Source organism: Roseovarius nanhaiticus (assembly GCF_900156535.1).
In the GTDB taxonomy this organism is placed as follows: Bacteria; Pseudomonadota; Alphaproteobacteria; order Rhodobacterales; family Rhodobacteraceae; genus Roseovarius; species Roseovarius nanhaiticus.
The window spans coordinates 171,081-195,672 of the sequence record NZ_FTNV01000003.1 but is presented as its reverse complement, the minus strand read 5'-3'; the positions used below and the strand labels follow the sequence as shown (position 1 = coordinate 195,672).

Here is a 24,592-nt window from a genome sequence, read left to right as displayed (position 1 = left end):
TTGCCCGGTGACCACTCTATCACGGCATCGCACCCGCGGCGCGCTTTATGCATCCCGCGCCGGCCCGGTTGGACCTTTGGCGCTGCCACGGCGCGGTGCCACCCGCATCGCCTCCGGTCTCGACCGCGATGCGCTGTGGCGGCTCCCAGTGCACTAGCCGTAGAAATCCTGCTGGAACATTCGGGAAGCTTCCGGGCCGGGCAGCGCGTCCAGATAACTCTGCCGCTCCGTGATCCGCTCGAACCAGGCCGAAAGCTCGGGACAGTCGTCGGTGCGTACGAAATGGCGCGCCATGTAAACCGCCTGCCCCACGCAGATATCCGCCGCCGAATACCCGCCCGTCAGCAGGTAGTCGCGATTCTCGACCGGCGTGCTCAGCCGCGCCTCGATCGCGTCATAGCACTCGCGCAGCCGCGCGCGCTCGAAGCGGCAAACCGCATCGCTCGCCTCGTCGCCCAGCACGATATGTTGAAGCGTCAGCGCCGCCACGTGCTGGCTGACCGTCTCGGCGAAATGCACCCAGACCAGCCAGGCCATCCGGTCCATCGCGCCCGGCGGACGGCCCATTCCGCGCTCGGGAAACCGCTCGCAAAGGTATTCCACCATGGCGCCGCTCTCGAACATGCGCTCGCCTTCGATCTCGAGTGCGGGCACACGTCCAGCCGGCGAGCGCGTAAAAAACTCCTCGGTCTTGAGTGAGCCATCGAAGGGCATCTCGACCAGCCGATGCTCGACCTCAAGCTCGTTGAGCAGCCAAAGCACCCTCATCGAGCGGCTCTGCGGCACGTGATAGAGCGTGATCATCTTGGTTCCTCCCTGGCTCGTTTCCATGGCTACAGCACGCGGCCCCTGCCGTTAACCCCGGCAGTTGCAAATCGGCTCCAACGCACCGCGCTTTTTCTTGGTGAAAATACCCAACTCCATCGGTCGGTCCGATGCGCGCAGGCCGCTTCGGCGGGAAAAATCAGATACTTGACCTGAGTCAAATGCCGCCGCCCATGCCGGGTCTAAACCACCCCCGAGCTTACAAGGAGAAGAGCCATGACCACCCGTCTCACCCTCGCCGCAGCCGCCCTTCTGGCCACTGTCGCCGCGCCCGCCCTCGCCCAGAGCAAGGGCGACATGACCGTCGGTATCGGCGTGCACAACGTCAATCCGCAGGGCGGCAATTCGACGACCACGGCAGGCCAGATCAGCGTCGGTGACAACACCCGCCCGACCCTGACCTTTGAGTATTTCGTCGCGGACAAGATCGGTATCGAAGTGCTGGCAGCGTGGCCCTTCGAACATGACATCAAGCTGGCCGGCGCTGGCAAGATCGGCAAGACCAAGCATCTGCCGCCCGTGCTGTCGATCCAGTATCACTTCGTCAACCAGAGCAACGTCACACCCTTCGTCGGTCTTGGTGTGAACTACACCACCTTCTTCGACGATGTGGGCACCGGCGCGCTGGCCGGCGCGCGGCTGGACCTCGATGATAGCTGGGGCCTTGCGGCTCATGCGGGCGTCGATTTCAAGCTGTCCGAGCGTGGCTCGCTGCGGCTCGATGCGCGCTACATCGACATCGGCACCGATGTGAAAGTGAATGGCGCCAAAATCGGCAAGGTTGACATCGATCCGTTCGTCTTCGGCGCCGCCTATGTCTATCGCTTCTGATCCGGCCTAGCCGGCCTCGCCGACATACGCGACCGCGCCGAAGCGGTCGACGTAATAGATGCGTCCTGTGCGCCCGTCGGGCGTGCAGGACACCACCAGCCACAGCGCCTCTGCCGTGGCAAGGCGCGCGGTACAGTCCGTCTCGGACGCCCCCGGACCGGCCTCGCGGACATAGCGCATGGCGACACGCGTGATCACCGCCGTCTCATCCGAGCGCAGCGCAGACTTGCGGCCCATCGACAGGCCGATCACGGCAACAGCCGCGACAAGGGCAATCAGCGGTCCAAAGAACATCCAGCGTGGCATCATTTTCCTTCTGTCTGCTGTCTTGGTCCAGGCGATCCGCCCGCCGCGCCCTGCGTCCCCATCCCTGCCGGGAACCCGCATGCCCGGCGCGTCGTTGAGGCAGCGAAACACGAGACGAAAAGGGGACCGCCATGAGCGACCATGATCTGAAAACCACATTCTGGGACCGCGTCGAGAACGTCAATGTCGGCATGCTCTCGGCCACGGGGACGGACCCGCGCCCGATGGCGCACCATGCCCGCCGCGACGATGGCGCTCTGTGGTTCCTGACGGCCAAGCACACCGACATCGGTGAGGACGCCGCAGCCGGCAAGGATGCGCGGTACCAGATCGCCTCGGGCGACGCCAAAATCTACGCCGTGGTTGACGGAACGCTTTCCATCGAATCCAGCCGCGACAAGCTGGACGAAATTTGGTCACCGATGGATGCCGCCTGGTTCGAAGAGGGCAAAGACGACGAAGACGTTCGTCTCGTCCGGTTTACTCCGAAATCGGCCGAAATCTGGGCCCATGACAGCACGGCCAAGGCTTTCTACGAGATGGCGAAATCGGCCGTGTCGGATGATGTCGCCAATCCTGGCGGCCACGGAAAGATAAGCTTTTGAGCGTGCGTAGCTTGATAAGGTCCGTATGCCTCTTGGGGGGTGCCGTTCTGGCAGCCCCCGTGGCGTCTGTTGCCTATGCCGAAAAAGTCGGCGAGATCGGCGTTGACTGGGCGGGCAACGATATCGTCATCGAGGCGATCCCAGATCCCGAGGTCAGCGGCGTCACCTGCCATCTTGCCTATTTCGAGCGCGGCATTATCGACCGGCTGGCCAATGGCAACTGGTTTGAGGATCCGTCAAACAGCGCCATCGAATGCCAACAGATTGGCCCCATCACCATCGGCAATATCGACCGCAGCGAGGATGGCGAGGACGTGTTTCGCGCCAGCCGCTCGATCATTTTCAAAACGCTGCGAGTCAAGCGGATCTATGATGAGGCCAACCGCACACTGATCTACGTCGCGCATGGACGCGAGCTGACGCAAGGCTCGGCCAAGGTGTCGATCTCGACCGTGCCAGTCGGGGATGCGGTCGAGCGCCGTTAGGCGGCTTGCCACACAGCGCCCACTTCGGCCCGGATGATGCGCGCAATCAGCGCGCAATCGTCGAGGCTGAAGGTGAGCGGCAGGCGCATATCGACGATAGCGCGCAGGATGCGGTCGCTTGCGGGCATCGGTGTGCTCGGCGCGTAGTGCCAGCTGTCGTAGCGGCTGGTGAAGCCTTCCGGTTCGGCCCCGCCGAACCATTTCAGCATGACACCCCGCGCGGCGCAGCGACGCAAAACCTCAATTACAGCCGCTTCGGACCAGTCCTTGAGCAAGAACTGGATTGACGAGCCGACGAAGGTTTCCTCTTCGGGTCGCTTGATGACCGCGAGGCCCGGCGTGCCGCGCAGTCCCTTCTCGACCACGCGGTAGCGCGCCGTCCAGGCGGCGCATTGCGCATCCAGCCTGCGCAGCTGAGGCCGCAGAATGGCGGCGCGCAAATTGTCCATGCGGCCAGAGACGTTCGGCGTCAGATACTTGGCGCGCGCGAACGCCGTCTCGGGCGGGCGCGTGCCGTGGCGCGCATAGAGCATGTACGAACCCGAGAGCAAGATCGCGCGCGCGGCCACGTCATCGTCATCTGTGATCAGAAGCCCGCCCTCGCCTGCATTCATGTGCTTGTACGTTTGCACCGAATAGCACCCGATCAGGCCGTCGCGCCCCGACATGCGCCCGCGCCACGCGGCGCCCATCGTGTGCGCGCAATCCTCGATGACGGTAATGCCCGCCGCCTCGCAGATTTCCATCAGCCGGTCCATATCGGCCAGATGGCCGCGCATATGGCTCAGCATCAAGACGCGCGCCTCGCCCGCCTTGGCCTCCAGATCATCCAGATCGATGGTCAGCGCCTCGGTCACGCCCACGAAAATCGGTACCGCGCCAACGCCTGCGATGGCCCCCGGCACCGGCGCGAGAGTAAAGGCATTCGTCAGCACCCTGTCGCCCGGTCCGATCCCGACCGCGCGCAGGGCCGCGCCCATGGCGTAGCCGCCCGAAGCGACGGCCAGAGCGTATTTCGCGCCGGTATAGGCGGCAAACTCACGCTCCAGTGCCGCGACCTCGCCATCCTCGGTATTATAGCGATGCAGCCGCCCCGAGCGCATGACGGCCACGGCGGCCTCGATCGCCTCCTCTGGAATGGGTTCCTGCTGGGTAAAGCTACCCGAGAAAATCTCGCGCGCGCCGCTCATGCCAGAAGCCGCTCCGCGATCTCCGGCAGCTCTGAATAATCATGCAGCAGCGCGTCGGGGGCGAGCGCGGGCATATCCCCGCCATTCGGCCCGAACGTCACCAGTACCGAAGGCACGCCCGCGGCGCGGGCTGTATCATGGTCCGTTATCGTATCGCCTACCATCAGCGCGCGGGCCGGATCGCCCCCGGCGCGGCGCACGGCCTCGCGCAAGGGTTCGGGATCGGGCTTGCGCACCGGCAGCGTATCGGCGCCGATCAGCGCACCGAAAAGGTCGAGCGCGCCCATTTTCTGCATGAGTTGGCGCGCCAGATATTCCGGCTTGTTCGTGCAGACAGCCACCTTGAAATCCGCGCCAGCCAGCGCCGCCACCGCGTCGAGCGCACCAGGGTAGAACACGGAATGCGTGTCGATCTCGGCCTCATAGGCATCCAGCAGCACCTGGTAATAGCGCGCAACCAGCGCCTCATCCGCGGGCCGGCCCATCCGCTCGAGTCCCAAGAGCAGCATCGCCCGTCCGCCGCGCAACGCGGTGCCCGCATCGGCCACGGTCAATTGATCGCCTGCCCCCATGTCGCGAAAGCAGTAATTCGCGGCGGCCACCAGATCGCCGCTGGTATCCGCCAAGGTGCCGTCGAGATCGAAAACGATGCTGCGCATGCGCATTTCCTTCCACAATAGACCGAACGGCAGTTTTCTGCCGAACCCTGTCACACTCGGCAACGAGGATTGAGCGCCACTCGCCTTGCGCATGTGCGTACAACAGTTAGAACGAGCCGCGAAAGAGACAAAAGGAATCTTGGCCCATGAGCATCGCTCTGATCGTCCTCGCCGCCGGCAAGGGCACGCGCATGAAGTCGGACCTGCCCAAGGTGCTTCACCCCATCGCAGGCGCCCCCATGCTGGTGCACGCCTTGCGCGCCGGAGCCGCGCTTGAGCCGGGTCGCATCGCAGTGGTCACCGGCCATGGCGCCGAGGCTGTGGAGGCCGCAGCACTCGAGCATGACGAGGATATCCGCTGCGTGCGCCAGACCGAGCAGCTGGGCACCGCCCATGCTGTCGCGCAGGCGCGCGCTGCGCTGGAAGGGCATGACGGAGATGCCATCGTGCTTTACGGCGATACGCCCTTCATCCGGCCCGAAACGCTGGAGCGCATGATCGAGGCGCGCCGCACGCATGACATCGTCGTGCTGGGCTTCGAGGCCGCCGATCCGGGGCGCTACGGGCGTCTCATCATGCAGGGCGATGGCCTGGACCGCATCGTGGAGTTCAAGGACGCAACGGATGAAGAGCGCGCCGTAAGTTTCTGCAATTCCGGCGTTATCGCCGCCGATAGCGCCACGCTCTTCGATCTGATCGACGCGGTCGGCAACGACAACGCCTCGGGCGAGTACTACCTCACCGACATCATCGGCATCGCCCGCGCGCGCGGCCTGTCGGCCACTGCCATCGCCTGCGACGAAGCCGAGACGCTGGGCGTCAATTCGCGTGCCGAGCTGGCCGCCGCCGAAGATCTGTTCCAGTCGCGCGCCCGCGCCGCCGCCTTCGAGGAAGGCGTGATGATGCAGGCGCCCGGCACCGTCCATTTCGCCTTTGACACAGTCATCGGCCCCGACACGCTGATTGAGCCCAATGTCGTCTTCGGCCCCGGCGTCAGCATCGAGAACGGCGCGCGTATCCGCGCTTTCAGCCATTTGGAAGGATGCCACGTCGCTACGGGCGCCATCGTTGGCCCATACGCTCGCCTGCGCCCCGGCACCGAGCTGGCCGAGGATGTGCGCGTCGGCAATTTCGTCGAGATCAAGAACAGCGTTCTGGACGCTGGCGCCAAGGTGAATCACCTGACCTATATCGGTGACGCTGATCTGGGCGCCGCCTGCAACGTGGGTGCGGGCACGGTGACCTGCAATTACGACGGCGTCATGAAGTACCGCACCACCATCGGCGCGGGCGCCTTCATCGGCTCGGGTACCATGCTGGTGGCGCCTGTCACGGTGGGAGACAACGCGCTTGTCGGATCGGGCAGTGTCATCACGCAGGATGTGCCTCGGGACGCGCTGGCCGTGGCGCGGGCCCGGCAGGAGACGAAGCCCGGCCGAGCAAAGAGATTGTTCGATATGTTAAAGAATAAGAAAAAATCCATTGAGGAAAGGGCGTCATAATGTGCGGTATTGTAGGTATCCTGGGCCAACACGAAGTCGCACCGACGCTGGTCGAAGCGCTGAAACGCCTCGAATATCGGGGCTATGACAGCGCCGGTATCGCCACGGTGAATGAGGGCGCGCTCGACCGTCGGCGCGCTGTCGGAAAACTGGTGAACCTCAGCGATCTGCTGGTCCACGAGCCGCTGGCCGGCAAGTCCGGCATCGGTCACACCCGCTGGGCCACCCATGGCGCACCCACCCTGACCAATACCCACCCACACCGCGCGGGCCGCGTGGCCGTGGTGCATAACGGCATCATCGAGAATTATCGCGATTTGCGCAGCGATCTTGCGAAGGCCGGCATCGCCCATCAGACCGAGACCGACACCGAAACCGTCGCCCTTCTGGCGCAGCATCATATCGACCAAGGCGCGACTCCCGAAGAGGCTGCGCGCTGCACCTTGGCCCGGCTCGAAGGCGCCTATGCGCTGGCCTTTCTTTTCGACGGCGAGCAGGACCTGATGATCGCCGCTCGCAAGGGCAGCCCGCTGGCCATCGGCCATGGTGAGGACGAGGTCTATGTCGGCTCGGACGCGATCGCGCTGGCGCCGATGACCGACCGCATCACCTATCTCGAAGAGGGTGACTGCGCCGTCCTGACGCGCAGCGCGATCAAGATCACCGATGCGGATGGTCAGCCCGTCCAGCGCGAGGCCCGCACGATCCGCATCGATGCCACCCGCATCGATAAGGCTGGGCACAAGCATTTCATGTCCAAGGAAATCGCCGAGCAGCCGACGGTCATCAGCGAAACGCTGGCCGCCTACATCGCCAATGACGCGAGCGACATCAACTTGCCCGGTGACGGCGTTGATTTCACAAAGATAAACCGCATCGTGATGGCCTCTTGTGGTACCGCCTATTACGCCTGCCTTACCGCCAAATACTGGTTCGAGCAGCTGGCCCATCTGCCCGTCGAAGTCGATTTCGCGTCCGAGTTCCGCTATCGCACTCCGCCAGTGACCGAGGGCACCGCCGCCCTTTTTGTAAGCCAATCCGGAGAGACCGCAGATACGCTCGCCGCCCTGCGCTATTGCGAGGGAAAGGCCAGCAGCATTCTTGCGGTGACGAACGTGCCCGAAAGCTCGATCGCGCGCGAGAGCGACCTGAACATGCCGATCTATGCGGGCGCCGAGATCGGCGTTGCCTCGACCAAGGCGTTCACGTGCCAGCTGACGGTCCTGCTGCTGATGGCGCTCAAGGCGGCGCACGCACGCGGGCACCTGACGGGTGAGGAACTCAAGGTCAAATTGGCTGCCCTGCGCGGTTTGCCTGCGATCATGAACCAGGCCATGGGCATCGAAGAGGCAGTGCGCGACGTCGCCGTGCAGCTGTCGCACTCACGCGACGCGCTCTTCCTCGGTCGCGGGGTGATGTTTCCGCTTGCGCTAGAGGGCGCACTTAAGCTGAAGGAAATCAGCTACATCCATGCCGAAGCTTATGCATCCGGCGAGCTCAAGCACGGGCCTATCGCCCTTATTGACGAGAATATGCCGGTGATCGTCATGGCCCCGCGCGACGCGCTTTTCGACAAGACCGTGTCGAACATGCAAGAGGTCATGGCCCGCGGCGGCAAGGTGGTGCTGATCACCGATGCCGCAGGCGCAGCCGAGGCGTCCGACGGTGTGTGGCATACAATTGTGCTGCCCGATATCGACGACGTCATCGCGCCCATTCTCTATGCGCTGCCGGTGCAATATCTGGCCTATCACACTGCCGTTGCCAAAGGCACGGATGTGGACCAGCCGCGCAACCTGGCGAAATCGGTTACGGTTGAATAAGCGTCAGTTCAGCGCGAAGACCCGCAATTCAGGCAGCCCCGTCAGGGGCGCCTCAAGCACGCGCAGCGCGGCCAGTGACATACGGCTGCCTGCGCCCGGCGCGCCTTCGAGCGGGATGAGATCGACCTTCACCGATTTGCCACTGGCCGGATAAACGACGCGGCCCGGCCCCGGCGCGTTGACCAAGGGCGTTTTCAGCCAGAACCCCGGCTCGCCCGGCGCGCCGAGGCTGGCGATGGTCAGGCCCAGGTCACGCCCGCCGGTGGCGGGCGCTGCAGCCGCTACCTTGTCCGCCTCGCTCGTTGTGTCAAACTCCTCGGCCGTGCGTGCACCGGGCGGCGGGCGAACGGCGGTGCTGGTGATTTCAGCCGCGGGCGTCTCGGAGGCGTCCGCCGCGTCTACTGGGGCCGTGGGGCGCGCGCCCGGCGTCATCCAATCCGGCATGGCGGCGCATCCGGTCAAACCCGCAAGGGCGGCGAGGGCAAATATGCGTTTCATGACCGGAAGCCTAGGCCGCCAAGCGCGCCCGTTCAATCCCGCTGATGAGCTTGCGCGAATTCCTGTGCCGTCTTGCCGTGGGGCAAGGCCATCTCCCCTTGCCCCGCGACGCGCTGCACCTTACCTTCGGGGCATGAATACGCCCCTTGTAGACCCTTTCCAGCGCGCCATCGACTATCTGCGTGTTTCGGTCACCGACCGCTGCGATTTCCGCTGCGTTTACTGCATGTCCGAAAATATGACCTTTCTGCCCAAGAAAGAGCTGCTGACGCTGGAAGAACTGGACCGCATGTGCAGCACGTTCATCGGGCTGGGCGTTCGGAAGCTTCGTATCACCGGCGGTGAGCCTTTGGTGCGGCGCAATATTATGACCTTCTTCCGCTCGATGACCCGCCATCTGGACAGCGGCGCGCTGCGCGAGCTGACACTGACCACCAACGGCTCGCAATTGGAGCGCTTCGCCGAGGATCTTTACGCGGCAGGCGTACGGCGCATCAACATCTCGCTCGACACCGCGGACGAGCAGAAATTCGCGGATATCACTCGCTGGGGCCGCCTGCCGCAGGTGCTGCGCGGGATCGACGCGGCGCAGGCCGCGGGCCTGCGCGTCAAGATCAACGCGGTCGCGCTCAAGGGTTTCAACGAGGACGAGTTGTTTTCCCTCACCGAATGGTGCGCCAGCCGCGACATGGACCTGACCTGGATCGAGGTCATGCCGATGGGCGATATCGGCAACGAGGACCGCTTGGATCAATACTGGCCGCTCAAGGATCTGCGCGCGCGGCTGGCCGAGCGCTACACGCTCATCGATCTTCCCGAGCGCACTGGCGGCCCCGCGCGCTACGTCCGGCTGGAGGAGACGGGGCAGAAGATCGGCTTTATCACGCCGCTCACGCATAATTTCTGCGAAAGCTGCAATCGCGTGCGCCTGACTTGTACCGGGCAACTTTACATGTGCCTCGGGCAGGAGGATATGGCCGATCTGCGCCCCGCGCTGCGCAATCACCCGTCGGATACGCGACCCCTTCAAGAGGCGATCCGCGCCGCCATCGCGCGCAAGCCGAAGGGCCATGATTTCGATTATTCGCGCCAGACGGTGGATGGCCAGATGCCCCGCCACATGAGCCACACAGGCGGCTGAGCCCATGTCAGCCGCGCCCGGACGGCCAACGCCCTTGGTGCGGGCCTATGCGCTTGCCGCGCGCGGGCTGGCGCCGCTGGCCTACCGGCGCAGCCTCCGCAAGCTGGCCGAGAACGGCATGGATGCGGCCCGCATCGCCGAACGGATGGGCCACAGCGCGCAGCCCCGCCCCGAGGGCCGGTTGGTCTGGTTTCACGCGGCCAGTGTCGGCGAGAGCCTGTCGGTCCTGCGCCTGATCGAGCATCTGGGCGAAACGCATAAAGCGCTGAATTTCCTCATCACGACCGGCACAGCCACCTCGGCGCGCATCATCGCGGGACGGATGCCGCCGCGTTGCCGTCACCAGTTCGCTCCGCTCGACAGCCCCGCCGCCGTGGCGCGATTTCTGGATCACTGGCGCCCCGATGCGGGCGTTTTCGTCGAAAGCGAGCTTTGGCCCAATATGCTGCGCGGCGCGGCGGCGCGGGGCATCCCTCTGGCGCTGCTGAACGCGCGCATCTCGGATCGCTCGGCCCGCGGCTGGGCGCGGATCGGGGGCACGGCGCGCTATCTGCTGGGCCATTTTCGCATGGTGCATTGCCAGGACGCGCGCACCGCCGTGCATCTGCGCAGCCTTGGCTGCACCCACGCCGCCGAGGGCGTCAATCTCAAGGCAATGGCCGGGCCGCTCCCCCACGACGCCGGGGCGCTCGACGCGCTGCAAAATGAGCTGGGCGCGCGCCCGATCTGGGTCATGGCCTCGACCCATCCCGGCGAGGACGAGGTCGCCATCGCAGCGCATCAAGCCGTGCTCGAGCGTCATCCCGAGGCGCTGATGATCCTTGTGCCGCGCCACCCCGAGCGGGCGGGCGATATCGCGGCTCTGGCAGCCAAGGCGGGGCTCAGTACCGCACGTCGCAGCACGAATGAGGTCATCGGCAAATCCCAAGTCTATCTGGCCGATACGCTGGGCGAGATGGGTCTGTGGTATCGCCTTGCGCCGCTGGTCTGCGTCGGCGGCAGTTTCGTCCCCGTTGGCGGCCACAACCCTTACGAGGTGGCCCATGGCGGCGCCGCAGTGCTGCACGGGCCGCTCTACGCCAATTTCGCAGATGGCTACGCACAGATGGATGCCGCGGGCGCCGCGCGCGAGGTCGCGGATGCAAACGAATTGGGCGCGGCGATCGCGCATCTTTTCGCCGCGCCCGAGGATCTGAACGCGATTCGCGCGCGCGCCACAGCCTTCGCCGCCGCGCAAGAAGATAAACTGTCGGATCTGGCATCTACGCTATGCGCCGCCCTCGCGGTGGAGTAGGAGGGGGCCGAGCCACTGATCCGGGAGCGCGCCGTGACCGAGTTGATCGTCACCAATTTCAACCGCAATTTCACCGGCGTGTCGGCGACGGCGGCCGGCGTGCTGCGCGCGCAGGCGCCGCGCTATGATCTGGCGCTGGCGGGGCGGCCCCTGCCCGGCTGCCCCGCCCCGATCAGCGTGGCCGAGGCCCGGCGCCTGACCCGGCGCCCGCCAGAGGGCCGCGATTTTGCCATCTGGCATGTGCGCCGCAATACGGAAATGCGCGCCGCGCTCTGGGCGCGCGACGTGCTGCGCCTGCCCATCCGCATCGTCTTTACCTCCGCCGCGCAGCGCCGCCATTCGGCGCTGCCCCGCTGGCTGATCTCGCGCATGGATGCGGTCATCGCCACGACGCAGCGCGCGGCCGACTTCGTGCCGCATGTGCGCGCCGTCGTGCCCCACGGCGTCGATTGCGAATTGTATACCCCTGCGCGCGACCGCGCCTCGGACTGGCGCGTCACGGGCTATCCCGGCACGCGCGGCATCGCCACGATCGGGCGAATCCGCCCCGAGAAGGGAACCGACCGGTTCGTCGCGGCGATGCTGCGCCTTCTGCCGCACCATCCGGGTGTCACTGCCTTGGTCCTCGGCCGTGCGGGCCGCAAGGATCATGCGTTTTTGCAAGGGTTGAAGGCGCAAGTGGCCAGGGCGAACTTGCAAGATCGGATCCTCTTTCCCGGCGAGATCGCGCCCGAAGCGCTGCCGGCTCTCATGCGCAGCCTGTCGATGGTCGTGCAAATGCCGCTCTACGAAGGCTATGGCATGGCCCCGCTCGAAGGTATGGCGAGCGGTGTGCCTTTCATCGCCACAGAGGCTGGATATTACCGCGATTTCAGCGCGGGCGAGACCACCGGATGGCTGGTGAAGGATGCCGAAGACGCGGCAACCGCGATCGGCGCGCTTTTGCGCGACCCCAAGCGTCACGCCGCCATGGCGGAGGCCGCGCGCAAAACCGCGCTAGAGCGGTTCAGCGTCGCGCGCGAGGCCGACGGCATCGGCGCGGTCTATGACGCCATGTGGCGCGGCGACGCCTAGACGGGCATCCGCCGCTCGACGATCTCGGCCCACCAGCTGCACCCGGCGGGAATGATCTCATCGTTGAAATCATAGTCCGAGTTATGCACCGCGGCGGTATCGCCATTGCCGACGAGTATATAGGCGCCGGGACGCTCTTCCAGCATGTAGGCGAAATCCTCGCCGCCCATGACCAGTGGCGCTTCGGCACAATCGCCCGCGATGCCGCGCGCGACATCGGCGGCGAAATCAGTTTGCGCGGGGTGGTTCACCATCACCGGATAGCCAGAGCGGAACTCAAGCTCGGCAGAGCCGCCCATCGCCGCGCCCAAATGCTCACAAATGCCGCGAATGCGCGTCTCGGCCAGCGCGCGCATCTCGTTATTCAGCGTGCGCACCGTGCCCTTGAGATGAACCGAACCGGGAATAACATTCAGCGCCTTTGTCAGCGATTCGATGGAGGTGACCGAGACGACCATCTGCTCGGTCGGGTCAGCGTTCCGGCTGGTGATCGTCTGGAGCATCGTGACCAGATGCGCCGACATCACGATGGGATCGACGCCCTCATGCGGCTTGGCCGCGTGGCCGCCCTGCCCGGTTACGGTGATCTCGAACTCATCCGTCGAGGCGAAAAACCCGCCGGGCCGGATGGCGAAAGTGCCCGCCGAAACACCTGGCCAGTTATGCATGCCATAGACTTCCTGAATGCCGAAACGCTCCATCAGGCCATCTTTACACATCACGTCGGCGCCGCCGCCGCCCTCTTCGGCGGGCTGAAAGATGACGACGGCCGTGCCGTCGAAATTGCGCGTCTCGGCCAGGTATTGTGCGGCGCCCAGCAGCATCGCAGTATGCCCGTCATGCCCACAGGCATGCATCTTGCCCGGCACCGCGCTGGCATAGGCGGCGCCTGTGGTCTCATGGATCGGCAGCGCGTCCATATCCGCGCGCAGCCCCACGACCTTGCCGGACGCGCTGGCCCGCCCCTTGATCACGCCGACGACACCGGTACGCCCAAGGCCGGTCACCACATCGTCGCAGCCGAACTCCCGCAGCTTCTGCTCGACCAGCGCACTGGTGCGATGGGTGTCGAACATCAGTTCGGGGTTGGCGTGGATGTCGCGGCGCCATGCGGTGATGTCGGCATGGGTCTCGGCAAAGCGGTTCTTGATCGGCATGGGCTGTCTCCTTGGCGGGGCTCACCGGGGCCGCGCGCTGGGGCCGAGGATGAACCGCGCGGAAGGCCGCGTAAAGAGGCGAATGGCGCTACCCGGCCTCGGCCGTCGCCGTCAGCGCACTGGCGGCGACGAGGGCGCGGGTATGGGTGTGCCGCGGTGCATTCAAAACGTCGAACGCCGGCCCCTCCTCCACGATGCGTCCCGCATCCATCACCGCGATCCGGTGCGCGATGGCACGAGCGGCGCGCAGATCATGGGTGATGAAAAGTATGCCAAGGCCGCGCCGCGCCTGTTCGGCGCGCAGCAGCGCAAGAATGCCCGCTGCCTGCACGGTATCGAGCGCCGACAGCCCCTCATCCACCACCAGGATATCCGGCTCAAGCGCCAGTGCGCGCGCGATCGCCGCGCGCTGGCGCTGTCCACCCGATACTTCATGCGGCAGGCGATCCATCAGATCGACCGGCAAACCAACCCGAGTGAACAACCCGGCGATACGGGCCTTCGGCGCCGAGCGTCCGTAGTTGATCAAAGGGTCAGCCACCTGCCGCCCAAGGGCACGGCGCGGATCAAGCGACGTGACCGGATCCTGAAACACCATCTGGACATGTGCCTGCAGCTGCCGCATCGCCCGCGTGCCCAGCCCGCGGATCGCGGTGCCGCAGATACGTACATCGCCCATCTGCGCCCGTTCAAGCCCCAGAGCGGCGCGCGCAAGCGTTGACTTACCGCTGCCAGATGCACCGATCAGCGCCAGCGTCTGCCCCCGGCGGACAGTCAGGCTGACCTCTTGCAGTGTAGGCGCGCCGCCCCCGTAGCGGAGTGTCAGATCGCGGATGTCCAGAACCGGCGCGCCGGCCGCGCATATGGGCGCGCGCCCGAGTTGCGCCGCATCGATCAGCGCGCGCGTCGTGGTCGCGCGGGGCGCGGACATCACCTCGTCGGTTCCGCCCGTTTCGACAATGCGCCCTGCCTCCATCACCACCACCTGCCCACCAAGGCGCCGCACCGATTCCATGTCATGCGTGACTGTCAGCAGCGCCATTCCCGTCTCGCGCCGCAAGCTGTCGAGCAGATCCAGGATGCCCGCCCGAAGCGGGCCGTCGAGCGCTGTCGTCGGCTCGTCCGCGATTAGAAGGCGCGGCGCAGAGGCGAGCGCAATGGCGATATGCGCACGCTGGCGCATCCCACCCGAAAGCTGGTGCGGATAGGCGCGGGCGATCGCCTCTGGATGGCTCAGCCCGACCCGCCTCAGCAAGGCGATGGCGCGCGCTTGGGCGGCACGCGCGCCAATGCCCAGATGCGCGCGCATCCCCTCCGTCAGTTGGGTGCCGATCCGCATCACAGGGCTGAGCGCCGTTGCAGGATCCTGAAAGACCATGCCGATCTCGCGCCCACATACTGCGCGCATCCGCGCCGGCGGCAGCGCCAGAAGGTCCGTCATTTGCCCCTCGGTCCCTTGCCAGAGCGCCCGTCCCGAAATCTCGGCCCTTGGGGCCAATCTCATCAAAGCCCCGACCAGCGCCGTCTTGCCCGCGCCCGAAGGCCCGATCAGACTGACCGCGGCGCCGGGCGCGATCTCGAGCGTCGCTTGCATGACCGCAGGCACCGCAGCGCCCGCATGACGCAAGGTCAGATCTTCGATCCGCAACAGTGTCACCGGCGACCTCATAGAAAAATCAGCGCAAGACGCCGCCCCAACATGGCGCAGCGCGTCAGAACTGTCACGCATCAGACGCTATGCGCTGGTCCGAGGTCATAGGAAATGCCAATGGAAATCAAAGCTGTGAGCTATTTCTTTCGCATTTCACGCGAATTTTGCCGAACCCGACTGTCATTCCAAGCACGATGAACGATAAGGGTAGAAAAGACCTGCGCGGATTGTCGGCAAGACGCCTTCTGTCGCGTGGCCAAGATCGCTCCCTGAAAAGCGCCGCTCGCCATGGGTGGTGCGACCGTTCAATGACCCGAAAGGAGGTCCGGATGACCGCAAGGCTTGGCAGAGCGCTTGGCGCAATCGTCATCGCATCGGCCCTTTGGGCAATCGCCCCCGGCGACAGCCACGCCGCGGATGGCCAGCGTGGGCAAGACGGGCAGCTGCGCCTCTTTTACTGGCAGGCTCCCTCGACGCTGAATCCGTATCTGTCGGGCGGTATCAAAGATGTCGAAGCCGCCTCTCCCGTGCTGGAACCCTTGGCGCGTCTGTCGCCCGAAGGCGAGATGATCCCGTGGCTCGTCCAGCGCATCCCCACCGCGGAAAACGGCGACGTGGCAGAGGACATGCGCAGCATCACATGGCGGCTGAAGCCCGGCCTCGTGTGGTCGGATGGCAGTCAGGTCACCTCCTCGGACATCGCCTTTACCCATCGCTACTGCACCGCGCCGGGCGCAGGCTGTGCACAGGTTGAAAGCTTTCGCGATATCGACCGGATCGAGACGCCGGACGCGCAGACCGCCATAATCCACTTCACGACCCCAAAGCCCTACCCCTATTCCGCCTTCGTCGGCCCGCAGACGCCAATTCTGCAGGCGGCGCAGTTTGCGGAGTGCCTCGGCCCCGCCGCTGCCGGGTGTAGCGACGCCAATTTTGCGCCCATCGGTACCGGCCCTTACCGCGTGACCGAGTTTCGCCCCGGCGACGCGGCCTTGTTTGAAGCGAATGACCGATTTCGAACACCGGGCAAGCCCGCGTTCGCCACCGTCATGCTGAAAGGCGGCGGCAGCGCCATGGCCGCGGGGCGCGCCGTGCTGGAGACGGGCGAGTTCGATTATGCGTGGAACCTGCAACTGGCGCCCGATGTGCTGGGCCCGATGGAGGCGCGCGGGCGCGGACAGGTGGTAACGGCCTTCTCGACGCTGGTCGAACGTCTGGCATTCAATCTTCGCGAGCCCGGCGAAAGTGCCACGGGCGACGCCCCCAACGATGTTCTGGCCGACAGGGCCGTACGGCGCGCGCTGGCTCTGGCGCTCGATCGCAGCATCATGTCCGAGATCGGCTATGGCCCCGCAGGGCGCCCCGCTTGCAACATCCTGCCCGGCCCGCCTCTTTATGCATCGGACGCCAATAGCGGCTGCGAGCGGCAGGATATGAAAGCGGCCCGCGCTCTTCTCGACAGCAGTGGCTGGATTGACAGCGACGGGGACGGGGTGCGCGAACGCGCCGGGCAGGAACTGGAGCTGACATTCCTGACCTCGACCAACGCGGTGCGGCAGGATTTCCAGACCCTCGCCAAGGAATGGTGGCGCCAGATCGGCGCGCGCACCGAATTACGCGCGGTCGAGGCCGCAGTTTTCTTTGGTGGCGATAGCGGCAGCCCCGACACGCTTCAGAAATTCAACGCCGATATCCAGATGTATGCGGGCGCCTCCGACGGGCCAGACCCCGAGGCGTATTTGTCGGGCTGGTCCTGTGATAGCGCGCCCAACCCACAGAACGGCTGGCAAGGGCGCAATATCGGGCATTGGTGCGATCCAGCCTATGATGCGCTGCTCGCGCAGCTATCCAGCACGACAGGCACGATGGACCGTGCGGCCATTGCGCGTACGCTGAACGACATGCTGGTGCAGCAATATGTCGTTGTGCCGCTGATCGACCGTGGCCGCGTCTCGGCCCATGCGAACAGCCTGGAGGGCGTGCGCATCAACGCCTGGGACAGCGAGCTGTGGAACATCGCCGATTGGCACCGTCTGCCTGACTAGCGGGGCAGGTGCGGCACGCATTGCCAAGCGCGCCGCCAGCGCCCTAAGGTTGCCGCCACATTCGCATCACCGCAGATCACCCTGAAGGCGCCGCCAAGATATGCGATCCTACCTTCTTCGCCGCCTCGCAATGGCCCTGCCGACACTCCTGATCATTTGGGCAGTGATCTTTGCCCTGCTGGAACTGGCGCCGGGCGATCCGATGGCCGATCTACCCATGACCATCCCCGAGGATGTCCGGGACGCGATGCGCCGCGCGCTCGGCCTCGACGCCTCCGCCGTGACGCGCTTTTTCCTGTGGCTCAGCCAGATGCTGATTATCGAGCCGGGCGTAGCGCTTGATGCAATTCTGGGCACGCAGATGACGGCCGGGGCGCCGCGCATCCTCGGCTGGCAGACCCGAGCACCGGTGATGGAGCTGATCGGTCAGCGCCTGCCGCAAACGGCCCTCGTCGTCGGCCTGGCCTACATACTGGGCAGCTTGGCCGCGATCGGCCTCGGGGTGGCCTCCGCACGGCGGCGGGGCGGATTTTTGGACCGGATCGGCACGGCCATCGCCGCGCTCGGTTATGCGCTGCCGCCGTTTTTCACCGCCGCGGTGTTGATCTATGTCTTTGCGGTGCAGCTAGGCTGGGCGCCCTCGGTCTATGACACGACGCTGGCGGTGACGGATTGGGACAGCCTTCTGGCACAAATCGGCCAAATGGCCCTGCCCGTCCTGGTGCTCAGTCTCCAGACCACGGCCCAGATAACGCGCTATATGCGTGCGGCGATGCTCGACACGCTTGAACAGGATCATATTCGCGCGGCACGCGCCAAGGGGCTCAGCGAAAGGCGTGTAATCTGGGGGCACGGCCTGCGCAATTCTTTGATCCCGGTGGTGCCGACAATCGCGCTTGGCGCGCCCCAGATCTTCGCCGGCGCGATCATCACCGAGGCGATCTTCGGCGTGAACGGCATCGGCCAGCTGCTGATCACATCGCTCAAGGCGACGGACCTGCCCACGGTGCAGACCATCACGGCGCTCATCGCGGTCTTCATCGTGCTGGCCAACCTGATCGCGGATATCGCTCTGCCCTGGCTCGATCCGCGTCTGGCGGCAGAGGGCGGGCCCTACAAGGTCATAAGGGGCGATATATCATGACGCGCCGCCTGCCCCTCGGCGCAGCACTTCTGGGCGCCATCGCGGCTTTCGTGCTGATCGGCCCGCTTGTTTGGAGCGTGTCTCCGGGCGCAGTGGATCTGGCGGCGCGCAGTCAAGGAGCCAGCCCCGCGCATCCGCTCGGCACCGATCAGCTGGGCCGCGACGCGCTGGCCCGGCTGATGGCGGGTGGGCGGCTGTCGCTGGCGGTCGGGCTGACGGCAATGGGCATCTCGCTGACGCTTGGGGCCGCCATCGGCATCGCGGGCGGGCTTTCGCGCCGCCTGAATGGCCCTCTGATGCGGTTGACCGATCTCTTCCTGGCGCTGCCGCTGCTGCCGCTCCTCCTGATCGCGGCCACGCTATTTCGCGCGCCGCTGTCCGCGGCGATGGGCGCCGAGGCGGGTCTCTTCGTGTTGATCACCGTGGCGATCGGCGCGACCAGCTGGATGGCGCCTGCCCGCATTCTTTGCGCCGAGGTGCAAACACTGGCGCAGCGCGATTTCATCCGCGCCGCGCGCAGCACCGGCACGCGGCTTCCGCAGATGATCTGGCGCCACATCCTGCCCGCCATTGCGGCGCCCCTCGGGGTCTCGGCAGCGCTCGCCATGGCGTCTGCGATCTTGATGGAAAGCGCACTCAGTTTTCTCGGCCTGGGCTTTCCGCCCGATATGGCCAGCTGGGGGCGGCTTTTGCATGACGGCACCGCGCATCTGGGAACCCATCCGGGCCGCGCACTCTGGCCCGGGGCGCTGATTACCGCAACGGCGCTGGCCGCGACGCTTTTGGCAGATCTGTGGCGCGACCTTGCTGACCCCTACAAGGGTCGCCACCGCTGAAACGGCGTCATCGCCCAACTTTTTCTTGGTGAAAATACCCAAATCCCAGGCCGATAAAGCGGACGGGCATCTCGACACATCTCAGGGACGCTCTAGGATGTCCTCACCTAATATTTTTCAGGAGTTTACCATGCATTACGGCGATGACCGGCCCGAAGCGCTACCGCATAATCCATTCAAGGCCATCATCACGCCGCGCCCCATCGGCTGGATCGGTACGCTGGATCCGGGCGGATTGACCAATCTTGCGCCCTACTCATTCTTCAACGCCATCGGGTCAGATCCGGACATGGTCATGTTCTCAAGCGAAGGTGCCAAGCACTCGGCCACCTACGCGCGCGAGCAGGGCGAATTCACGTTCTCCCTCGCCACCGAGGCGCTGAAGGACGAGATGAACATCTCTTCCACGCCCCAGCCCTCAGGTGTCAGTGAGTTTGAGTTGGCGCAGGTCGAGCAAGGGCAGCCAGTCGTCATCCGCACGCCCTTTGTTGCGGCCAGCCCTGCGGCGCTGGAATGCGTGACGCTCGAGGTCAGGCAGCTGAGCGACCGGCACGGCACATTGCTCGATCGCTTCATGGTGATCGGCGAAGTCGTCCAGACCCATATCCGCGACGAGTTCATCAAGGATGGACGCTTTGACACCGTTGGTGCCCGGCCCATCGCACGGATGGGCTACCGCGATTACAGCACCGTTACCGCCTCATGGGAGCTGGGCCGCCCCAAAGCCTGAGCTGCCCTGCGCCAGCCGGGCGGCCAACGCGAGATCCGCGCGGAAATCAACGGTCGCCTTGGCGCGCACATTTTCGTCCTGCAGGCGCAAGAGGTAGGATGGATGAAGCGTCAGCAACACGTTGTGGCCCATCACACCACGCTCGACGCGGCCGCGTCGCCGCGTGATCGCATCGCCAGATCCGGTCAGCGCCAGCGCGGCAGTGGCGCCCATGCCCAGGATCAGTTGCGGCTTGGCGCGCGCAATTTCCGCCTCGAGCCACCATTTGCACTGCTCCACCTCGCCCGCATCAGGGCGTTGGTGGATGCGCCGCCGCCCGCGCGGAATATGCTTGAAATGCTTGACGGCGTTAGTGAGATACGCAGCGCCGCGATCCAACCCGGCCTCCTCGGCCACGCGGCTGAACAGCTGCCCCGCAGGGCCGACAAAGGGCCGCCCGGCCAGATCCTCCTGATCGCCCGGCTGTTCGCCCACGATCATCAGCCGCGTTTCTTGCGGGCCTTCGCCGCAAACCGCCTGCGTTGCATTGCAATGCAGAGGGCAGCGCGAGCAGGCACGAATTTCGGCCTCGAGCCCCGCGCCGGTATCGACCCATGCTGATTTATGCGCGGCCAGCTGCGCCTGAGCGCGCGCGGCACGGATAGGCGGCAAGGTGGGCGCGGCGGCCGCCATCTCGCGCGCGCGGGCTGCGGCGCCTGCAATCATCTCGGGGATGGCGGCAGCCTCGGGCAGGTTCTTCCAGTATTTGCGCGGCATCTCCGATGTCATCGCGCTGACCTTCAGCCTTGCAGGGTTGAAAATGTTGCGGAAGTAGGTGAGCCACAACTCCTCGCTGGCATCCTCGGGCAGGTTCGGCGCAGGCTGGCCCGGCGCCAGCGTCACGGTTCTGCCATCGTAAGTCGCCGTCACGTCAGGCGTCACGATGCGCCAGTTCATATCGGCAAAGCGGTCGCGGAAGAACGCGGTGTTCATTTCCAGCGTGTAATGCGTCGGCTCGAACCATGCGGCAAAGCTGCGCCGGTTCGCGCCCGGCGCGTCAATCTCGCGAAAACGGACAAAGGCGCGCATCTTGTGGCGACAGCGATGCACCGCCTTTTCCATCACGCGCAGCTTGGCCAGATCGGGATCGGCGCGGTCCGACATCAGGTGCGGGGCGGAACGCAGCCGCCATAGAAAGGCATAAAGCCGTGCAAACCGCTGCGGGTCATTGTGAAAACAGACGCTACCGGCCAGCGCTATGAAACTGCGCGGCACCGTGATGTCGCTGCCACCGCGTGCGGGCCGCGCATCGCCCCCAAAAAGATCTGGCGCCTCATCCTGCCCTTCGGCGTTCCACAGCACCTCATGGGGCGGCACACCCTCGGCCAAGAGGCCCCGCGCCGCATCGCGCCAAATACCGGCGGCCCCGATGAGCGGCACCATCACCTGCCGCATCAAAAAAGGCTCATCTGTTCCGGCGGCGGTGCGAAGCGCGCACGCAGATTGGCGCTGTCGGTCAAGCTGCCCGGCGTCCAGCCGCCCGCCATGACGAAAGCGCCCGCCTTTTTCATCGAGGCCCCCATGCGCGCGATATCCTCGTAGCGGATATGGCGATGGCGCCGCGTCGTGAGGATGCGGTTCACCGTCTTGACGCCGAAGCCCGGCACGCGCAGCAGCAATTCGCGACTGGCACTGTTCACATCCAGCGGGAAAAGCCCGCGATGTTGCAATGCCCAGGCCAGCTTGGGGTCGATATCGAGGTCAAGGTTGCCGTCGGGCGTGACCGAGGTGATCTCGTCCACATCGAAACCATAGAACCGCAGCAACCAATCCGCCTGATAGAGCCGATGCTCGCGCTGCAAGGGCGGGCTGATCAGCGGCAATTTGGCCGAGCTGTCGGGTATCGGCGAGAAGGCCGAATAGTAAACCCGTCGCAGCCCATAGCCGGAATAGAGCCGCGTGGATTGCCCGAGGATTGTCGCATCGGTCGAACCATCGGCGCCCACGATCACTTGGGTCGATTGCCCGGCGGGGGCGAATTTCGGCGGGCGTTTGCCAGTATGGCTGCGATCCTTGGCATTTTCGCGGCGCTGGCGCACATCTGCCATGGCGCGGCGGATCTGGCCGGGGTTCTTTTCGGGCGCATAGGTTTGCACGGCGGCATCGGTGGGCAGCTCGACGTTGATCGAGAGGCGGTCGGACAACAGGCCCGCTTCGGCGATCAGTTCAGGCGCGGCGTCCGGAATGGTCTTGAGATGGATATAGCCCTTGAAATGCTCCTCATGGCGCAGTTTTCGCGCGATCTGCACCATGTCCGACATGGTGGCATCGGGCGAGCGGATGACGCCCGACGACAGGAACAGCCCCTCGATATAATTGCGCCGATAGAACTCGATGGTCAGCTTGACGACCTCATCGACGGAAAACCGCGCGCGGGGCACGTTCGAGGACACGCGGTTGATGCAATAGCTGCAATCGTAGATGCAGAAATTGGTCATCAGGATCTTGAGCAGGCTGATGCAGCGCCCGTCCGGCGCGTAGCTGTGGCAGATCCCAGCGCCGGTATTCGAGCCGAGGCCCCCGCCCCGCGCATTCCGCTTGGTGCCGCCGGACGATGCACAAGAGGCATCGTATTTGGCAGCATCCGACAGGATCGCGAGTTTTTCATCGAGCGTTTGGCGAGTCATATGTTCTTTATATGTTCTCGATGCCTCTCCGGCAAGTGCGGCAAAATGAAAGGGGCGCGCCAATGGCACGCCCCTCGAATGTTTTCGGATGATTTCCGCTTACGCCGCGCGCGCTGCCGCGATCGACTCTTCCAGAATTTCCATCGCCTCGGCGAAGATCTCGTCCTGGATGGTAATCGGCGCGAGGAAGCGGATCACGTTGCCGTAGACGCCGCAGGTCAACAGAATCAGGCCGCGCTTGAGCGCCTCCATGCGGATGCGGTTGGTCATGTCGGGATTGGGCGCGCTGCCATCTGGCAGGTTGAACTCGGCAGCGACCATGAAGCCGGGGCCACGTACATCCACCATCTCGGGCGTGCTTGCGCGGATCTGCTCCAGCCGCTGCTTGAGACGCGAGCCCAGCTCGTTGGCGCGGTCACAGAGCTGCTCTTCCTCGATCACGTCCAGAACGGCATTCGCCGCCGCAACGCCCAGAGGGTTGCCGCCATAGGTGCCGCCCAAACCGCCGGGATGCGCCGCATCCATCATCTCGGCCCGGCCCGTCAGCGCCGCCAGCGGCAGACCGCCGGCAAGGCCCTTGGCCATCGTGGTGATGTCGGCAGCCACGTCATAGCCGTGCATCGCGAAGAGGTTGCCGGTGCGCGCGAACCCTGTCTGGACCTCGTCGGCAATCATCACGATGCCATGCTCGTCACACAGCTTGCGGATACCGCGCATCAACTCGGCAGGTGCCGGGTAGAAGCCTCCCTCGCCCTGGACGGGCTCGATGATGATGGCCGCGACGCGCTCGGGGTCCAGATCAGCCTTGAAGAGCTTGTGCATCGCGCTCATCGCGTCCTCGGTGCTGACACCGTGCAGATCGATCGGGAACGGCACGTGATAGACGTCGGGCATCATCGCGCCAAAACCCTTCTTGTAGGGCGCGACCTTGCCGGTCATCGACATGGTCATGAAGGTCCGGCCATGGAAGGCACCGCCAAAGGCGATGACGGCGGAGCGGCCCGTGTGAATGCGCGCGACCTTGATCGCGTTCTCGACCGCCTCGGCGCCGGTTGTGACAAACACGGTCTTTTTCGGGAAGTCGCCTGGGACCTTGTCGTTCAGGCGCTCGGCCAGACGGATATAGCTTTCGTAGGGCATGACCTGATGGCAGGTATGGGTGAACTTTGCTACCTGGTCGGACACGGCCTGCATCACCTTGGGGTGGCAATGGCCGGTGTTGACCACGGCGATCCCTGCTGCAAAATCGATATAGCGGTTGCCCTCGACGTCCCAGACTTCGGAATTCTTGGCGTGGTCCGCATAGACCTGGGTCATCATGCCCACGCCTTGCGAAATGGCGCCGGTGCGGCGTTCTGCGATCTCGGCGTTCAACATGACGCATCCTTTCGAGAAATGGTGGCTTTGCGGCGCGGAATCGTCCTGCCGAACATGAAACGGTCTGTACGCCGTTTCGTCACGGCTCAAAAGTCTGTTTCTTGCGCGGGCCAAGCCCTTGATTTAGCTTGGGCCAGTCGGAGACTGTTCAGGGTACAAAACATGGCGAGCACTAAAAGTGATCTTGAGTTGGGGCCGCGATTGCGCGCTGTGCGCATGCAGGCGGGTCTGTCGCAACGGGCACTGGCCAAGAAAACCGGCGTCCCTAACTCTACCATATCTTTGATCGAGGCGGGCAAGATGAACCCGTCAGTATCTGCCCTCAAGCGCATCCTAGAGGGCATTCCCATCGCCCTGTCCGAGTTTTTCGCGTTCCAGCCCGAGGCCGAGCGCAAGGTGTTCTACGCCGCCGAGGAACTTACCCAGATCGGCAAGAACGGTGTGTCCCTTCGCCAGATCGGCACCACGCTCTATGGCCGCGCCATGATGATCCTGGCCGAAACGTATGAGATAGGCGCCGACACGGGCCGCACCATGATCGGCCACGAGGCCGAAGAGGGCGGCATCGTCGTAAAGGGCCGCGTCGAGGTGACGGTGGGCGATCAGCGCAAGGTGCTGGGCCCCGGCGATGCCTATTATTTCGACAGCCGCAATCCCCACCGCTTTCGCCAGGTCGGCCCCGAGCCCTGCGAGATCATCAGCGCCTGCACCCCGCCGACATTTTAGACATGCGGAACGGACTGAAAAGGGCGG

At 64.9% G+C, this 24,592-nt stretch carries 23 protein-coding genes; 13 read left to right on the top strand and 10 right to left on the bottom strand.

Going from position 1 to position 24,592, the window contains the following annotated elements:
• Positions 1–153: 153 nt before the first annotated feature.
• Positions 154–804, bottom strand: a complete 651-nt coding sequence (locus BW975_RS14075) for a glutathione S-transferase family protein (RefSeq protein ID WP_076534963.1) — start codon at positions 802–804, stop codon at positions 154–156.
• A gap of 237 nt (positions 805–1,041) precedes the next feature.
• Here BW975_RS14075 and BW975_RS14070 point away from each other — a divergent pair, with 237 nt between their 5' ends.
• A complete protein-coding gene (locus tag BW975_RS14070) occupies positions 1,042–1,656 on the top strand; it encodes an OmpW/AlkL family protein (protein ID WP_076534962.1) in 615 nt (204 codons plus the stop codon).
• 6 nt (positions 1,657–1,662) lie between these two features.
• Here the strand turns inward: BW975_RS14070 and BW975_RS14065 are convergent, their stop codons facing one another.
• Complete coding sequence (locus tag BW975_RS14065) at positions 1,663–1,962, bottom strand: hypothetical protein (protein WP_076535249.1); 300 nt, start codon at positions 1,960–1,962, stop codon at positions 1,663–1,665.
• A 131-nt stretch (positions 1,963–2,093) separates the two neighbouring features.
• On the opposite strand from BW975_RS14065, the gene BW975_RS14060 reads away from it, so the two are divergent.
• Positions 2,094–2,567, top strand: coding sequence for a pyridoxamine 5'-phosphate oxidase family protein (locus BW975_RS14060; RefSeq protein ID WP_076534961.1), 474 nt, complete (start codon positions 2,094–2,096; stop codon positions 2,565–2,567).
• Positions 2,568–2,626: 59 nt separating this feature from the next.
• Positions 2,627–3,052 (top strand): CreA family protein, encoded by a 426-nt coding sequence (locus BW975_RS14055; protein ID WP_244512585.1) that lies wholly within the window; start codon positions 2,627–2,629, stop codon positions 3,050–3,052.
• Here the strand turns inward: BW975_RS14055 and BW975_RS14050 are convergent.
• Both BW975_RS14050 and BW975_RS14045 read right to left on the bottom strand, forming a co-directional pair.
• On the bottom strand, positions 3,049–4,242 hold the full coding sequence (locus BW975_RS14050) for a DegT/DnrJ/EryC1/StrS family aminotransferase (protein WP_076534960.1): 1,194 nt from the start codon (positions 4,240–4,242) through the stop codon (positions 3,049–3,051). The genes BW975_RS14055 and BW975_RS14050 overlap by 4 nt on opposite strands.
• Complete coding sequence (locus BW975_RS14045) at positions 4,239–4,901, bottom strand: HAD-IA family hydrolase (protein ID WP_076534959.1); 663 nt, start codon at positions 4,899–4,901, stop codon at positions 4,239–4,241. Before BW975_RS14045 ends, BW975_RS14050 begins: the two co-directional genes overlap by 4 nt.
• Positions 4,902–5,047: 146 nt before the next feature.
• Between BW975_RS14045 and glmU the strand changes: the two genes are divergently transcribed.
• Both glmU and glmS read left to right on the top strand, forming a co-directional pair.
• Positions 5,048–6,403: a bifunctional UDP-N-acetylglucosamine diphosphorylase/glucosamine-1-phosphate N-acetyltransferase GlmU gene (gene glmU, locus BW975_RS14040; protein WP_076534958.1), complete on the top strand. Its 1,356-nt coding sequence runs from the start codon at positions 5,048–5,050 to the stop codon at positions 6,401–6,403.
• Entirely contained in the window at positions 6,403–8,226 is a 1,824-nt protein-coding gene (gene glmS, locus BW975_RS14035) for a glutamine--fructose-6-phosphate transaminase (isomerizing) (protein WP_076534957.1), read from the top strand. Before glmU ends, glmS begins: the two co-directional genes overlap by 1 nt.
• 3 nt (positions 8,227–8,229) lie before the next feature.
• On the opposite strand, the gene BW975_RS14030 is transcribed toward glmS, so the two are convergent.
• Entirely contained in the window at positions 8,230–8,724 is a 495-nt protein-coding gene (locus tag BW975_RS14030; protein WP_076534956.1) for a hypothetical protein, read from the bottom strand.
• Positions 8,725–8,857: 133 nt separating this feature from the next.
• Here BW975_RS14030 and moaA point away from each other — a divergent pair, with 133 nt between their 5' ends.
• From moaA to BW975_RS14015, 3 genes are read left to right on the top strand one after another with little or no spacing between them, the layout of a single operon-like run.
• Entirely contained in the window at positions 8,858–9,865 is a 1,008-nt protein-coding gene (moaA, locus tag BW975_RS14025; RefSeq protein WP_076534955.1) for a GTP 3',8-cyclase MoaA, read from the top strand.
• A gap of 4 nt (positions 9,866–9,869) precedes the next feature.
• Positions 9,870–11,159 carry a 3-deoxy-D-manno-octulosonic acid transferase gene (locus tag BW975_RS14020; RefSeq protein WP_076534954.1) on the top strand — a complete coding sequence of 430 codons (1,290 nt, stop codon included), beginning with the start codon at positions 9,870–9,872 and terminating at the stop codon, positions 11,157–11,159.
• A 33-nt stretch (positions 11,160–11,192) separates the two neighbouring features.
• Positions 11,193–12,233 carry a glycosyltransferase family 4 protein gene (locus tag BW975_RS14015; RefSeq protein ID WP_076534953.1) on the top strand — a complete coding sequence of 347 codons (1,041 nt, stop codon included), beginning with the start codon at positions 11,193–11,195 and terminating at the stop codon, positions 12,231–12,233.
• Here the strand turns inward: BW975_RS14015 and BW975_RS14010 are convergent.
• Together BW975_RS14010 and BW975_RS14005 are read right to left on the bottom strand one after the other, a co-directional pair.
• On the bottom strand, positions 12,230–13,390 hold the full coding sequence (locus BW975_RS14010; protein ID WP_076534952.1) for a M20 aminoacylase family protein: 1,161 nt from the start codon (positions 13,388–13,390) through the stop codon (positions 12,230–12,232). The two genes, BW975_RS14015 and BW975_RS14010, sit on opposite strands and share 4 nt — an antisense overlap.
• Before the next feature lie 88 nt (positions 13,391–13,478).
• The gene (locus tag BW975_RS14005; protein WP_170846591.1) at positions 13,479–15,047 is read right to left on the bottom strand and encodes an ATP-binding cassette domain-containing protein; all 1,569 of its coding nucleotides are present in this window, start codon (positions 15,045–15,047) and stop codon (positions 13,479–13,481) included.
• 323 nt (positions 15,048–15,370) lie between these two features.
• On the opposite strand from BW975_RS14005, the gene BW975_RS14000 reads away from it, so the two are divergent.
• From BW975_RS14000 to BW975_RS13985, 4 genes are all read left to right on the top strand, one after another.
• On the top strand, positions 15,371–17,086 hold the full coding sequence (locus BW975_RS14000) for a peptide ABC transporter substrate-binding protein (protein ID WP_076534950.1): 1,716 nt from the start codon (positions 15,371–15,373) through the stop codon (positions 17,084–17,086).
• Between the two features lie 100 nt (positions 17,087–17,186).
• Positions 17,187–18,230 carry an ABC transporter permease gene (locus BW975_RS13995; RefSeq protein WP_076534949.1) on the top strand — a complete coding sequence of 348 codons (1,044 nt, stop codon included), beginning with the start codon at positions 17,187–17,189 and terminating at the stop codon, positions 18,228–18,230.
• A complete protein-coding gene (locus BW975_RS13990) occupies positions 18,227–19,066 on the top strand; it encodes an ABC transporter permease (RefSeq protein ID WP_076534948.1) in 840 nt (279 codons plus the stop codon). The genes BW975_RS13995 and BW975_RS13990 overlap by 4 nt, the downstream gene beginning before the upstream one ends.
• Before the next feature lie 130 nt (positions 19,067–19,196).
• A complete protein-coding gene (locus tag BW975_RS13985) occupies positions 19,197–19,796 on the top strand; it encodes a flavin reductase family protein (protein WP_076534947.1) in 600 nt (199 codons plus the stop codon).
• Here BW975_RS13985 and BW975_RS13980 read toward each other — a convergent pair.
• From BW975_RS13980 to BW975_RS13970, 3 genes are all read right to left on the bottom strand, one after another.
• Positions 19,767–21,230, bottom strand: a complete 1,464-nt coding sequence (locus BW975_RS13980) for a UdgX family uracil-DNA binding protein (protein WP_076534946.1) — start codon at positions 21,228–21,230, stop codon at positions 19,767–19,769. The genes BW975_RS13985 and BW975_RS13980 overlap by 30 nt on opposite strands.
• A complete protein-coding gene (locus BW975_RS13975; protein WP_076534945.1) occupies positions 21,230–22,462 on the bottom strand; it encodes a putative DNA modification/repair radical SAM protein in 1,233 nt (410 codons plus the stop codon). The genes BW975_RS13980 and BW975_RS13975 overlap by 1 nt, the downstream gene beginning before the upstream one ends.
• Positions 22,463–22,561: 99 nt before the next feature.
• The gene (locus BW975_RS13970) at positions 22,562–23,839 is read right to left on the bottom strand and encodes a 4-aminobutyrate--2-oxoglutarate transaminase (RefSeq protein WP_076534944.1); all 1,278 of its coding nucleotides are present in this window, start codon (positions 23,837–23,839) and stop codon (positions 22,562–22,564) included.
• A 162-nt stretch (positions 23,840–24,001) separates the two neighbouring features.
• On the opposite strand from BW975_RS13970, the gene BW975_RS13965 reads away from it, so the two are divergent.
• Complete coding sequence (locus BW975_RS13965) at positions 24,002–24,565, top strand: cupin domain-containing protein (RefSeq protein WP_076534943.1); 564 nt, start codon at positions 24,002–24,004, stop codon at positions 24,563–24,565.
• Positions 24,566–24,592 lie beyond the last annotated feature (27 nt).

Excerpts from the sequence above, each read along its gene's own strand:
- BW975_RS14075 (WP_076534963.1), bottom strand. The coding sequence starts at position 804 with ATGATCACGCTCTATCACGTGCCGCAGAGCCGCTCGATGAGGGTGCTT.
- BW975_RS14070 (WP_076534962.1), top strand. The coding sequence starts at position 1,042 with ATGACCACCCGTCTCACCCTCGCCGCAGCCGCCCTTCTGGCCACTGTC.
- BW975_RS14065 (WP_076535249.1), bottom strand. The coding sequence starts at position 1,962 with ATGCCACGCTGGATGTTCTTTGGACCGCTGATTGCCCTTGTCGCGGCT.
- BW975_RS14060 (WP_076534961.1), top strand. The coding sequence starts at position 2,094 with ATGAGCGACCATGATCTGAAAACCACATTCTGGGACCGCGTCGAGAAC.
- BW975_RS14050 (WP_076534960.1), bottom strand. The coding sequence starts at position 4,242 with ATGAGCGGCGCGCGCGAGATTTTCTCGGGTAGCTTTACCCAGCAGGAA.
- BW975_RS14045 (WP_076534959.1), bottom strand. The coding sequence starts at position 4,901 with ATGCGCAGCATCGTTTTCGATCTCGACGGCACCTTGGCGGATACCAGC.
- glmU (WP_076534958.1), top strand. The coding sequence starts at position 5,048 with ATGAGCATCGCTCTGATCGTCCTCGCCGCCGGCAAGGGCACGCGCATG.
- glmS (WP_076534957.1), top strand. The coding sequence starts at position 6,403 with ATGTGCGGTATTGTAGGTATCCTGGGCCAACACGAAGTCGCACCGACG.
- BW975_RS14030 (WP_076534956.1), bottom strand. The coding sequence starts at position 8,724 with ATGAAACGCATATTTGCCCTCGCCGCCCTTGCGGGTTTGACCGGATGC.
- moaA (WP_076534955.1), top strand. The coding sequence starts at position 8,858 with ATGAATACGCCCCTTGTAGACCCTTTCCAGCGCGCCATCGACTATCTG.
- BW975_RS14020 (WP_076534954.1), top strand. The coding sequence starts at position 9,870 with ATGTCAGCCGCGCCCGGACGGCCAACGCCCTTGGTGCGGGCCTATGCG.
- BW975_RS14010 (WP_076534952.1), bottom strand. The coding sequence starts at position 13,390 with ATGCCGATCAAGAACCGCTTTGCCGAGACCCATGCCGACATCACCGCA.
- BW975_RS14000 (WP_076534950.1), top strand. The coding sequence starts at position 15,371 with ATGACCGCAAGGCTTGGCAGAGCGCTTGGCGCAATCGTCATCGCATCG.
- BW975_RS13995 (WP_076534949.1), top strand. The coding sequence starts at position 17,187 with ATGCGATCCTACCTTCTTCGCCGCCTCGCAATGGCCCTGCCGACACTC.
- BW975_RS13990 (WP_076534948.1), top strand. The coding sequence starts at position 18,227 with ATGACGCGCCGCCTGCCCCTCGGCGCAGCACTTCTGGGCGCCATCGCG.
- BW975_RS13985 (WP_076534947.1), top strand. The coding sequence starts at position 19,197 with ATGCATTACGGCGATGACCGGCCCGAAGCGCTACCGCATAATCCATTC.
- BW975_RS13980 (WP_076534946.1), bottom strand. The coding sequence starts at position 21,230 with ATGCGGCAGGTGATGGTGCCGCTCATCGGGGCCGCCGGTATTTGGCGC.
- BW975_RS13975 (WP_076534945.1), bottom strand. The coding sequence starts at position 22,462 with ATGACTCGCCAAACGCTCGATGAAAAACTCGCGATCCTGTCGGATGCT.
- BW975_RS13970 (WP_076534944.1), bottom strand. The coding sequence starts at position 23,839 with ATGTTGAACGCCGAGATCGCAGAACGCCGCACCGGCGCCATTTCGCAA.
- BW975_RS13965 (WP_076534943.1), top strand. The coding sequence starts at position 24,002 with ATGGCGAGCACTAAAAGTGATCTTGAGTTGGGGCCGCGATTGCGCGCT.